The sequence below is a fragment of the Micromonospora sp. SD12 genome (genome assembly GCF_052068495.1).
Classification (GTDB): domain Bacteria; phylum Actinomycetota; class Actinomycetes; order Mycobacteriales; family Micromonosporaceae; genus Micromonospora; species Micromonospora echinofusca.
In genome coordinates this window covers 37,081-48,880 of the sequence record NZ_JBQHDF010000015.1, presented here as the reverse complement: position 1 = coordinate 48,880, position 11,800 = coordinate 37,081, and the positions used below count along the sequence as shown (strand labels likewise).

Below are 11,800 nucleotides of genomic sequence, written 5' to 3'. Positions count from 1 at the left end.
CGGCGACGGCTGATCCGTCGCCGGCCCAACGTGAACAATCTACCGATGTTCCGTTACGAACAGTCGACCGTCACTGCACGGAGAAGAAGGTCGACGGCGTTGACCACGACACGCCGGCGGCAGCCGGGACCACCGTCGCCGTCGTTCCGTCGACCGCCGGGGCGGCCGTCGGGTCGAACGGCACGCTGCGCAGTGTTCCGTCGGTGGCACCGTACACGATCCGTCCGGCGACCCAGGCCATGCCCCGCACGGTCGACCAGGTCACCCCGGTGGTGGGCAGCGTGAACTCGGTGGCGCCGAGGTAGTTGCCGTCGATCTCGAAGTAGCGGTAGTAGAGGCCGCTGGCCCCCGAGCGGGTGTAGTAGAGGCGCCCGTCGAGGTAGAACGCGCCCGTCATCAGCGCCGGGTTGAACCAGTCGTTGTAGCCGGAGGCCTCCCACGGCGCCCCGATCGCGCCGCCGTTGAACAGCGAGATGTCGATCCGGCTGCCCGTGGGGGTGCCGGCGACGGTGTGCGACCAGTAGATCCGGTCGGCCACCCGCCAGGTCGCGCCGGCCGCCGTGTAGTTGGGCTGGCTGACCGTGGTCGGGGTGCCCAGGCTGGCCCCGTCGAACGGCACCTTGGCCAACTCGCCCGCGCCGGTGCCGACGTAGAGGTTGCCGGTGGTCGCGGTCGGCGCGTTCTTCGGGGTGATGGTGCGCCCGCCGGTCAGCGGGAACATCCCGAGGCGGCCGTGGTACTCGTTGCCCATCCCGTCGGAGTTGTGGCCGAAGTAGAGCCCGTCGCTGCCGCGCCAGAGCACCGGCACGGAGGAGCCCCAGTTGCTGGTGCCGGCCGGCATCGACGCGCTGCCGCTGCGGCGGGGGTTCCAGTTGACCGGCAGGCCGGTGGCCGGGGTGACCGCTGCGATGCCGAGCCGGTCGATCGCGCCGTTGCCGGCGGTGTCGCTGGCGTTCGGGTTGTTCAGCCAGCGGAAGTGCCCGCCGAGGTAGATGACGTTGTCGGCGACCTCGACGGAGGTGATGGTGTCGTTGCCGGTGTAGTCGACCCAGGTGCCGAGCTGCCCGGTGCCCCGGGCGGCGGTCTCGAAGCGCACCAGCGCGTCGCAGTAGGCGGCCGGCCAGCCGGCGCCGCCGTTGGTGCCGACGACGAACCAGCTCCCGTCGCCGCCGAACTTGACGTCCTGCACGTAGTGCACGAAGGTCGCCGGCGCCGCACACGGCGGCACGAACTTCTCCGTGCTCCAGTCCAGCACCGTCGGGGTGCCGGTGAGGTCGACCAGCGCCATCTGGTTACGCGGCAGGTCGTTGACGAGCGTGAAGTTGCCGCCGACGGCCAGGGTGCCGCCGTCCGGGGAGACGTCGATCGTCCACACGTACGAGGTGGTCTGATGGCGCCCGACGGTGGCATTGACGTTGAACGTCGGGTCGATCGCGCCGGTCGTGGCGTTGAGCCGGCCGAGGCCGGCGTGGGCGGTGCCGTTGAGCCAGTTGAACGCCCCGGCCACGTAGAGCCAGTTGCCGTGCAGCGCCAGGTCCCGCACGGTGCCGCCGTCGGAGCGGCCGACCCAGCTGTCGACGATCGCGCCCGTGGCGGGGTTGAGCGCCACCAGGTTCTTGCGGGAGACGCCGTTGACGGTCTTGAAGGTGCCGCCGACGATCAGCGTGCCGCCCGGCCCGGCGACCAGCGTGTTGACCGCGCCGTCCAGCACCGGCAGGAAGCTGGTCGAGATGGTGCCGGTGGCCCGGTCGTACGCGAAGAGGTAGCGCTGGGTGGTCCACGCCGCGCTGGCGGTCTGCCGGATCTGGGTGAAGCTGCCGCCGACGAACACCGTGGAACCGACCTGCGCGAAGGCGCGGGTCTCGCCGTCCCTGGCGTGCGGTGTGGCGTCGGCCGGATTGGCCGAGACCAGGGTCGCCGGTTCGGGCGCCGGCACCACGGCGGCGGACGTCCCGGTCGGGACGGCCAGCACGGCGGCGGCGGTCACGAGGGCGATCACCGCCGCCCGGGTGCGGAATCCGGCGGATCGCCGAGAGAGCGGGATGTCGGGCACGCTACGCCTCCATGTCGGGAGAGAACCCGCGTAGCGTGCCTGGTCGACCCTGTCTGGCGATATCCGCCGATTGGGCGGTCACTGCATCAGCAACATGACACCGCACACAGCAAGTCGGATGTCCGACTCGCCCGTATCACTCGGGGTCAGACTGTGAACGCGCGGCGTCAGCGGGCGCCCCCGGTGGGCTGCCGCAGGTAACTGTCGCGCCCGGCGCGGGCGAAGCCCGCCACCGACGAGGCGTCGTGGTTCATGGTCATGTCACAGGTGCTCGACCGGCGGGTCATGCCCGGGGAGTTGAAGTAGATCGCCGCCTTGATCTTCGGGTGCGCCTTCAGCGCCGCCGGGAACTCCTCGAACCAGCGCCGCTTCGCGTCCGGGTCGGCCGCGTCGAAGTTGGTGCCGAACTCCGCGAGCATCCGCGGCTTGCCGACCCCGAGACGGTTCTCGTCCAGCCAGCGGTAGAAGCCGCCGATAGTGGTGGCCGGGCTCTTCCAGACCTTGCTGCCGTTGCAGACGTGGAAGTTGTACGGGTCGTAACCGACCCAGTCGACGTACCGGTCACCGGGATAGAGACCGGTGTAGCGGTCGTAGTGGCCCGACCAGCCCATCATCGTCCAGACCCAGACCGCGTTCTCGGCGCCCGCCGCGGCGAACCGGTCGTGCACGTGCCGCCAGGCGCGGACGAAGTCGGCGTCGCTGCCCTTGGCCGGCTCGTCCTCCGGCTCGTGGTCGAAGCCCATGAACACCGGCACGCCGGTGTCGCGGATCCGGCCGGCGACCGCGTCGATGGTGGCGTCGTACCGGCCACTGTAGACGTCCTGCCAGGTCAGCACCGTGCCGGAGGAGAAGATCCGCGACTCCCAGGCGAAGAACATCAGCCGCCCCTCGCGCATCTGCTGCCGCTGGTAGGCGTCGGGGAAGGCGCCGTTGCTGCCGGCGTTGGAGAAGTCGTGGTAGCGGTGCACGATGTCGAACTTCCGCCCGACCTGCGCCTCCACCTCGGCGACCGCCGCGCCGTGGTCCCAGCCGTCGCCGGCGCTCGACGGGGAGTACATCCCCCACCAGGCGCCGCAGGAGGGCACCAGCCTGCTCGACACCTCGCCGCACCGGTCCGTACCGCCCGACGGGCTCGCCGACGGGCTCGGGGTGGCGCGGGTGGGGCTCACGCTGGGCGTCGGTCTCGGCGCGGGGCTCGGCGCGACCGTCCGGCTCGGCGACGGCGCGGCGGTGGTCACCACCGGGGTGGGTCGGGTGCCGACGTCGTAGCGGATCTCCAGGCGCGGCCGCAGGTCGGGGTTGCGGTTCTCCGTCGACGCCCAGTAGATCCTCGTCTCGAGGCCGGTCTGCGCCAGCGAGACCGTCCAGGTGCCGTTGCCCTTCACCAGGGCCGAGACGTCCCACTCGTTGAAGCCCTTGGCCACCTTCGAGACGGTGTCCAGGGCCGCCCCCGGCAGCGCCGGCGTCGGCCGGGCCGCGCGGGCGTCCACCGCGGAGGCGTGCGCGCTCACGGTCGCGGCGAACTCCTGCCACGCGTGCACCCGCAGCGTGGCCCGCACGTTGACCGCCGTCGCCGGCAGGGTGGTCACGGCGAACTGGACGACCGCCTCCCGGCCGCCCCGGGGGTTGCCGTCACAGCGGGTCGCGCAGGTCGCCAGCGTCGTCTTCGCCCCGTTGTCGCCGTCCTGCGTCACCATGGTCGCCGTGGTGTCGGCGGTCGCCGGGATCGACAGGTCGTCGGCGGCCAGCAGCGGCATGGTGGTGGCCACGATGCCGGCCACCACCGTGGCGCCGGCCACCCCGAGGACGACGGCCTTGCGTCGCGGGCCGGGGTGGCGGGTGAGGCGGTGCAGTCCGTGCCGAGCCAAGGTGAACTCCCTGTGTGTCGGGCGGTGACGGTCAGCAGCGTAACCACGGCCACGGCGTGACGTGGGGATGACAGCCGGACCTAAGCGCGTCTTAACCGTCGCCTAAGGATGCCCTGGACGACCACAGGGGACACTCCCGCCCCGTCTGAGCACTCAGGCGGCGCGGGCGGCGGCCAACGCGGCGGCCATCGCCGCCCGGGGCGCGGCAACGCCGGTGAAGTGCTCGAACTGGCCCACCGCCTGGGCCAGGAGCAGGTCGAGGCCGGAGACGATCCGGCAGCCGGCCGCCTCGGCCGACGCGGCCAGCGGCGTCGGCCACGGATCGTAGAGCGCGTCGAAGAGCACCGTCCCCGGCCGCCAGGCCACCGCTTCGGCGAGCGGATCCGCCACGCCCTTCGGCACGGTGGAGACCACCAGGTCGGCGCGGCAGCGGTCGGCCGCGTCGGTCCAGGGCGCGCCGGTCATCGGCACACCGACCGCGCGGGCCACCGGGCGCAACTCCTCGACCGCCGCCGGGCGGCGGGCCACCACGGTCACCGCGCCGGCACCGAGCCGCCCCGCCGCGGCCACCGCCGCGCGCGCGGTGCCGCCCGCGCCCAGCACGGTCACCGTGGCACCGGGGCGCACCCCGGCATCGGCGAGCACCTCGACCATGCCGACCACGTCGGTGTTGTCGGCGTACCAGGAGCCGTCCGGTCGGCGTACCAGCGTGTTGGCGGCGCCGACGGCGGCGGCGACCGGCGAGACCTCGTCGGCCACCGCGAGCGCGGCCTCCTTGCCGGGCATGGTCACCGACAGCCCGGCCCACTCCGGGCCCAGGCCGGCGACCACGTCCGGCAGTTCCGCCGCCGCGCACTCGATCCGGGTGTACGACCACCCGTCCAGCCCCGCCGCCGCGTAGCCGGCGTTGTGGATCACCGGGGAGAGGGAGTGCGCGATCGGCGTGCCGAGCACCCCCGCCCGGCGTACGGCCGTCATCAGATGATCCCGGCCTCCTTGGCCTTGGCCTCGTTCTTCAGGTGTTCCTCGTAGGTCTCGGCGAACTCGGAGTGCCCCTCCTTGTCGATCGCCACGAAGAAGAGCCACTTGCCGACCGGCGGGTCCATCGCGCCCTCCATGGCCTGCTTGCCCGGGTTGTTGATCGGGGTGGGCACGAGGCCGGGCAGCTTTCGGTTGTACGGGTTCTTCGGGTTGTCCAGGTCGGCGGCCGTCATCTGCCCGGACGTCTTGGTCTTCTGCCCGGTCAGCTCCAGGTAGTAGTTGACCGTGACGTCCATTTCCAGGCAGTTGCACGGGAACTCGCCGAACACGCGGTTGTACGCCACCCGGGCGACCTTGCCCAGGTCGTCCTTGTTCCCCGCCTCGGCCTGCGCCAGCGACGCGACGATCAGCGCCTCGTACGGGCTGATGCCGCCGCGCTCCTTCTGCACCCGGTCGGCGAACTGCATCTCACCGGTCACGCTGAGGAAGTTCTCGACCATCAGCTCGATGATGGTCTCGGCGGTCGCCTTCGGCGGGATCTCGTAGGTGTCCGGGTAGAGGAAGCCCTCGATCGACGGCTTGACCTTCTTGCCGTCGCTGCGCTTGAACCACCAGTCCGGCACGCCCCGCGCGATCGGATCCTTCGCCGCCGCCTCGAAGTCCTTCACCGGGATCTTGGTCTCCGCGGAGAGCAGCTTGTAGACGTTCTTCGCCGTCCGGCCCTCCGGGATGGTGACCCCGTTGACGATCCGGTTCTTCAGGTCGAGCATCGCGGTGACCGCGCTCTCGCCGCTCATCTGCTTGCGCAGCTTGTACGTGCCCGGCTGGATGTTCTTGCTGCGGGCGTTCGCCTCGGCGGCCTCGATGAACGCCTTGGCGCTCTTCACCACGTCGGCGGCGACCAGCGCGTTGGCCATGTCGGCGATCAGCGCGCCCTGCTTGATCTCGACCGTCACCTCGCCGGTGCCCGCGCCGTCGTAGTCGGGCGTCACGAAGTAGCTCTGGACGCGGTCGAAGCCGTAGAAGGCGCCGCCGCCGATCGTGCCCAGCAGGACGAAGGCGAGCAGCAGGGCCAGGACCGTCTTGCCCCGCCCGCCACCGCCGGAGCCGCCCTTGCGCTTGCGCACCGCGCCGCGCCGGTGCTTGCCCTTCTCCCCCCGGTCCTGCTCGTCGAACCCGAGGTCAAGATCGTCCATCATCGCGTCCGCCTCCGCTGCGCGTCCAGCCAGCTCTGCAGAATCTCCACCGCGGCAGCCTGGTCGACCACCGCACGTTGCCGTTTCCCTCGGACACCACGCTCGGCAAGCCTACGAGACGCCACGACCGTGGACATCCTCTCGTCGGTGAGCGCCACCGGAACGGGCGCTATTACATCGGCCAGTCGGTCAGCGTACGCCTTCACGTGTACGGCGGCGGGACCGTGCTTGCCGGCGAGATTGACCGGAAGGCCCACGACGACTTTCACCACCTCGTGCTCGGCCACCAGCGCGGCGAGCGCGGCGATGTCGGCCGGCACCGCGTCCGGGGCGGCCGTGAGGTCGCGGGCGAGGGTCACCAGCGGGGTGGCCAGCACGCCGTGCGGATCCGAGCGGGACACCCCCACCCGGACCTGCCCGACGTCCACCCCGAGCCGGACACCTCGGGACAATTCGCTCACGGTCGGTGACTCCCCCTGAAACGGCGAACCAGGGCGGACCACGCGGGTCCGCCCTGGCCGCTGCGAGCACGTATCACGCGTCGGCGATCGCCTTCTCGACCGTGCGGAGCAGGTTCGGCGCCTCGGCGGCCGGCAGGCCGCCGCCCTGGGCGAGGTCGGGGCTGCCGCCGCCGCGCCCGGAGAAGGCCGCCTTGACCAGGTCGGACGCGGCCAGGCCCCGGCTGCGCGCCGCCGGGTTCACCGCGACGACCAGCGACGCCTTGCCTCCTGCCCGCGCCGCCACCGCGACGACCGCCGGCCGCGCCGGGTCGATCTTGCCGCGGACCTCCTGGGCGAGGGTCCGCACGTCGTTGCCGGCCGCGCCCTCCGGCGCCTCGGTGCCCACGTACGCGACCCCGCCCACGTCCTTGGCCTGCGCCGCGAGCGCCGCCGCGCCGCCGAGCACCAGCTGGGCCCGCAGCTTCTCCAGCTCCTTCTCGGCGTCGCGCAGCTGCGTCACGGTCTGCTCGACCCGGTCGGCGACCTGGTCGCTGGGCACCCGGTACAGCTCGGCGAGGCGGGAGACCAGCAGGTGCTCCCTGGCCAGGAAGTTGAAGGCGTCCATGCCGACCAGGGCCTCGACGCGGCGCACCCCGGAGCCGATCGACGACTCGTTGAGGATCTTCACCAGGCCGAGCTGGCCGGAACGGGAGACGTGGGTGCCGCCGCACAGCTCGCGGGCGTAGTCGCCGACCTCGACGACCCGCACCTCCTCGCCGTACTTCTCGCCGAAGAGCGCCATCGCGCCGATGCGCCGCGCCTCCTCCAGCGAGGTGATGAAGGCGTGCACCTCCAGGTCGGCCAGGAGCACCTCGTTGACCTGCTGCTCGACGTCGCGCAGCACGCTCGGCGCCACCCCCGTCGGGGTGTTGAAGTCGAAGCGCAGCCGCCCCGGGGCGTTCAGCGAACCCGCCTGGGTGGCGGACTCGCCGAGGAAGTTGCGCATCGTCTGGTGCACCAGGTGCGTCGCCGTGTGCGACCGGGAGATCGCCCGCCGGCGGGTGGTGTCGATCTCGGCGTAGCCGGTCTCCCCCGCCCGCACCTCGCCCCGGAGCACCCGGGCGCGGTGCACGATCAGGCCGGGCACCGGCTGCTGCACGTCGAGCACCTCGACCTGGCCACCACCGACGGTGATCATGCCGAGGTCCGGCTGCTGACCGCCGCCCTCGGCGTAGAACGGGGTGGCGTCGAGCACCAGCTCGATCGTGTCGCCCTCGACCGCCGCCTGGCGGGGGCCGTCGACGCCGAGCACCGCCCGCACCGTCGACTCCCGGGACACCTCGCCGTAGCCGGTGAACCGAACCGGCCCGCCCGAGTCGAGCACCGACCGGTACGCCGACAGGTCGGTGTGCCCGGTCTTACGCGCCTGGGCGTCGGCCTTGGCGCGCGCCCGCTGGTCGGCCATCAGCCGGCGGAAGCCCTCCGCGTCGACCGCCAGGCCCTGCTCGGCCGCGATCTCCAGCGTCAGGTCGATCGGGAAGCCGTACGTGTCGTGCAGTTGGAACGCCTTCTCACCCGACAGCGCCGGCTTGCCGGCCGTGCGGGTCTCCGCGATGGCCGTGTCCAGGATCGTGGTGCCGGCCCGCAGGGTGGACAGGAAGGCGTCCTCCTCCGCGTACGCGTAGTCGGCGATCCGGTCGAAGTCGGCGGCCAGCTCCGGGTACGACGGGGCCATGCAGTCGCGGGCCACCGGCAGCAGCTCGGGCAGCGCCCGCTCCTGCCAGCCCAGCAGCCGCACCGACCGGATCGCCCGGCGCATGATGCGGCGCAGCACGTAGCCGCGCCCCTCGTTGCTCGGGGTGACCCCGTCGCCGATCAGCATCAGCGCCGTACGCACGTGGTCGGCGATCACCCGCAGCCGCACGTCGTCCGGGTGCGACTCGCTGGCCACGTGCCCGGACCGGGCGCCGTAGCGCTTGCCGGTCAGCTCGGCGGCCTTGTCGAGGATCGGCCGGACCTCGTCGATCTCGTAGAGGTTGTCGACGCCCTGGAGGATGGAGGCCATCCGCTCCAGGCCCATGCCGGTGTCGATGTTCTTCGCCGGCAGGTCACCGAGGATCGGGTAGTCCTCCTTGCCGGTGCCCGGGCCGCGCTCGAACTGCATGAAGACGAGGTTCCAGAACTCCATGTAGCGGTCCTCGTCGACCGCCGGGCCGCCCTCGCGGCCGTACTCCGGGCCACGGTCGTAGAACAGTTCGGAGCACGGGCCGCACGGGCCGGGGATGCCCATCGACCAGAAGTTGTCCGCCTTGCCCCGGCGCACGATCCGCTCGGTCGGCACGCCGACCGCGCGCCAGATCTCGAACGCCTCGTCGTCGTCGAGGTAGACCGTCGGCCAGATCCGCTCCGGGTCCAGGCCGAACCCGCCCTGCTCCTGGGACTTGGTGACCAGGTCCCAGGCGAGCGGGATCGCCCCGTCCTTGAAGTAGTCACCGAAGGAGAAGTTGCCGTTCATCTGGAAGAACGTGCCGTGCCGGCTGGTCTTGCCGACCTCGTCGATGTCGGGCGTACGGATGCACTTCTGCACGCTGACCGCCCGCCGGTACGGCGGGGTCTGCTGCCCCAGGAAATAGGGCACGAACTGCACCATGCCGGCGTTGACGAACAGCAGGTTCGGGTCGCTGATGGCGGGCAGCGGAGCGGACGGCACCACGGTGTGGCCGTTCGCCTCGAAGTGGGCGAGGTACCGCCGCTTGATCTCCGCCGTCTTCATCGCTGGTGTTCCTCCGGAAAGATCTCTCGGTCGCCGATGCGCGGGTCCTCCCGCAGCTCGGCGAACTGGTCGTCGAACGCCTCGCCATGGGCGAACGCCTCGTGGATCTCCTGCTCGCGCTCGGCCATCGCGATCCGGACGTCCTCCACGAAGCTACGCAGCGACTCCGCCAGCCCGCCAGCGGACTCGGTCACCGTGCTGGCGATGCCGGCCGGGGTGTACGCCTGTGCGGTGCGGGTGGCCTTGCGAACCACCACCACGCCGACGGCCAGCCCGATGCCGAGCCAGAACAACCGCCTCATCTCCGAGCTCCTCCTGGTCGTGCCGGATCAGCGGTTGCCGCGCTTGGCGGCCCGCCGCTGCTGCTTGATGGTGTCGCGCACCTCACGCTCGGTCTCGGCGTGCCGCCGCGCGGAGGCGGCCTTGCGGACGCCGTAGCCGAAGGCGGCCACCTTGACCAACGGGTTGGCGGCGGCGGCGGAGACGACGGTCGCCAGGTTCGCGACGTTGGCGGTGACGTTCTGCGCGTGGCTGGTCATGGTGTCGACCTTGGCGAGCTGGAGGTTGACCCCGTCCAGGGAGGTCTGCACCTGCTCCAGGGCGGTGTTGACGTTCTTCACCGTGGTGTTCACGTCGCCGAGCAGCGGCGCGGTCCGGTCGTTGAGGTCGTTGATCATCCGGGTGGTGGCGTCCACGGTGTGCCGCAGCCGCAGGATGGGCAGCGTCAGGATCAACACCAGCATCGCGAACGCGATCGCCGCGATCAGCGCCGCGACCTCGAAAAAGCCCACGCCTGTCCTCCTCAAGCAGAGTTCCGGGAACCCGACGTCCCCGCAACGCGCGACCGTCCTACCCACCCCGCCGCTCGGCGACCCGGAGGGGTCGGACGGGGGCTGGCGGTCCGCCAGCCCCAGACCCTACCGTCCGTGATGGAAACCGGCTCAGGACGGTGAGGGTGTCGGTGTCGCGAGCGGATCCTCGGTGAGCGTCGGGAAGGGGTCCTCCCCGGTGAGTGACGGGTCGGTGGTGGGCTGGGGCCGGGTCCGCTCATCGTCGATCGCGTTACGGACCTTCACCGACACCAACGAGCCGGAGCACTCCTGCGCAGCGGTCGCCGGGTCGGGCGACGGCACGACGGCCGGCTCCCCGTCCACCGGCGGTGGCACGCAGGCGGGCTCGCGTACCCACAGGTCGAGGGTCAGCTCGTCCCGGCGCCAGCACGTGTAGCTGCCCTTGGCCGGCTGCTCCGGGCAGCGGCTCACCTTCCACGGCCGCCAGCCGTCGTCGGTCAGCGCCCGCTCGTAGACCTGGGCCGTCTCCGCGGGCGGCCGCTCGGACGTGGCCGTACGTTCGCGCAGTCGGCAGTCGAGCAGGCACCACCGGCTGCCACTGACGTCGTCGACGGGCTGGACCGCCGCCCAGCCCGGCACATCCAGCTCGTCGAGGGTGTCGAAGACCGGATCGCGGCTGAGCGTACGGATGCCGAAGTAGAGCGGGATCGCGCCGAGCAGCACGACGCTGACCAGGGCGAGGATGCCCATCCGCAGCCGGCGCCGCTCGCGCATCTGACGGCGCAGTTCGGACCGGGCGCCGCGCAGCCCGCCCGGGCCGGCCGCGTCGTCGTCCGGCGACTCCGGCTCCGCGGGCCGGCGCAGCGCCGGTCCGTCGGTCGGCTCGGCAGGCGGTACGACCGCCGCGGCGGCCCGTGCCACCACGGGTTCGCCCGCCGGCGGCGGTACGGGCGCGACACCCGACGGCTCCGGCCGCCCGGGCTCGCGATGCGGCGGAAGGGCCCGCCCGGCGGCGCGGTCCTCGGGCCCGGGGCGGGGCGCCGGGGCGGCCGCCCGGGCCACCCCCGGCGGACCGACCGGGCCGGGGCGGGGGCCCGCGCCGGACGTCGGCTCGGGTCGGTCCCGCCCGGCGACCGGGGGTCGGACGGCGCCGGGGACCACCCCGGGGCCCGCCGGGGCCGGCGCGGTAGCGGCGGGGCGGACCGGGCCGGTCTGGTCGGTCCGGCCCGGACCGGGCGCCTTCCTTCCCGGGCCCGGGGGGCCCGACGGGGCCTCGGGGCCGTGCGGGTCGGCCGGGCCGGGGCGGCGCGGACCGGGCGGCGCGCCCGGTCCGGCGTCGGGCGGCGGCGGCACGGCGGCGGTGCCGGGGCGCGGCGCGACGGCCCGCACGGCACCGGACGGACCGACGCCCGGGCTAGCGGCACCCCGCACGGGGCCCGCCGGGCCGGCGTCGGGACGCGCGGCACCCCGGGCAGGACCCGCCGGACCGGCGTCCGGACGCGCGGCACCCCGGGCAGGACCCGCCGGACCGGCGTCGGGACGCGCGGGGTCGAGCGGGGCCGCGCCGGGGCGCGCCCGACCGGCCGGGGTCGGGGTGCCGGGCGGCGGTGGGCCGGCCGGCGCGGGGCGGGCGGCGCCCCGGGCGGGCGGGCCGGGATGAGGCTCGGCGCCGGGTCGGCCCCGACCTGCCGGGGGCCC

General features: G+C 73.0%; 9 protein-coding genes. All 9 read right to left on the bottom strand.

The features are described 5' to 3' along the window. Window positions 1-70: 70 nt before the first annotated feature. Entirely contained in the window at window positions 71-1,999 is a 1,929-nt protein-coding gene (locus ACTMS2_RS23115) for a hypothetical protein (RefSeq protein WP_441177321.1), read from the bottom strand. 221 nt (window positions 2,000-2,220) lie between these two features. After that, complete coding sequence (locus tag ACTMS2_RS23110; protein WP_441177265.1) at window positions 2,221-3,921, bottom strand: CBM96 family carbohydrate-binding protein; 1,701 nt, start codon at window positions 3,919-3,921, stop codon at window positions 2,221-2,223. Between the two features lie 153 nt (window positions 3,922-4,074). After that, window positions 4,075-4,899, bottom strand: coding sequence for a shikimate dehydrogenase (locus tag ACTMS2_RS23105; RefSeq protein WP_441177264.1), 825 nt, complete (start codon window positions 4,897-4,899; stop codon window positions 4,075-4,077). Continuing rightward, window positions 4,899-6,101 (bottom strand): endolytic transglycosylase MltG, encoded by a 1,203-nt coding sequence (mltG, locus tag ACTMS2_RS23100; protein ID WP_441177263.1) that lies wholly within the window; start codon window positions 6,099-6,101, stop codon window positions 4,899-4,901. Before mltG ends, ACTMS2_RS23105 begins: the two co-directional genes overlap by 1 nt. Continuing rightward, window positions 6,098-6,559: a Holliday junction resolvase RuvX gene (gene ruvX, locus ACTMS2_RS23095; RefSeq protein ID WP_441177262.1), complete on the bottom strand. Its 462-nt coding sequence runs from the start codon at window positions 6,557-6,559 to the stop codon at window positions 6,098-6,100. Before ruvX ends, mltG begins: the two co-directional genes overlap by 4 nt. 73 nt (window positions 6,560-6,632) lie before the next feature. After that, on the bottom strand, window positions 6,633-9,311 hold the full coding sequence (gene alaS, locus ACTMS2_RS23090) for an alanine--tRNA ligase (RefSeq protein WP_441177261.1): 2,679 nt from the start codon (window positions 9,309-9,311) through the stop codon (window positions 6,633-6,635). Then, entirely contained in the window at window positions 9,308-9,613 is a 306-nt protein-coding gene (locus ACTMS2_RS23085) for a hypothetical protein (protein WP_101409215.1), read from the bottom strand. Before ACTMS2_RS23085 ends, alaS begins: the two co-directional genes overlap by 4 nt. Before the next feature lie 27 nt (window positions 9,614-9,640). Further along, entirely contained in the window at window positions 9,641-10,102 is a 462-nt protein-coding gene (locus ACTMS2_RS23080) for a DUF948 domain-containing protein (protein ID WP_089000990.1), read from the bottom strand. Window positions 10,103-10,252: 150 nt separating this feature from the next. Further along, a complete protein-coding gene (locus ACTMS2_RS23075) occupies window positions 10,253-10,876 on the bottom strand; it encodes a hypothetical protein (RefSeq protein ID WP_441177320.1) in 624 nt (207 codons plus the stop codon). Window positions 10,877-11,800 lie beyond the last annotated feature (924 nt).

Bases quoted from the DNA above. Each gene is read 5' to 3' on its own strand.
- ACTMS2_RS23105 (WP_441177264.1), bottom strand. From the start codon at position 4,899: ATGACGGCCGTACGCCGGGCGGGGGTGCTCGGCACGCCGATCGCGCAC.
- mltG (WP_441177263.1), bottom strand. From the start codon at position 6,101: ATGATGGACGATCTTGACCTCGGGTTCGACGAGCAGGACCGGGGGGAG.
- alaS (WP_441177261.1), bottom strand. From the start codon at position 9,311: ATGAAGACGGCGGAGATCAAGCGGCGGTACCTCGCCCACTTCGAGGCG.
- ACTMS2_RS23085 (WP_101409215.1), bottom strand. From the start codon at position 9,613: ATGAGGCGGTTGTTCTGGCTCGGCATCGGGCTGGCCGTCGGCGTGGTG.
- ACTMS2_RS23075 (WP_441177320.1), bottom strand. From the start codon at position 10,876: ATGCGCGAGCGGCGCCGGCTGCGGATGGGCATCCTCGCCCTGGTCAGC.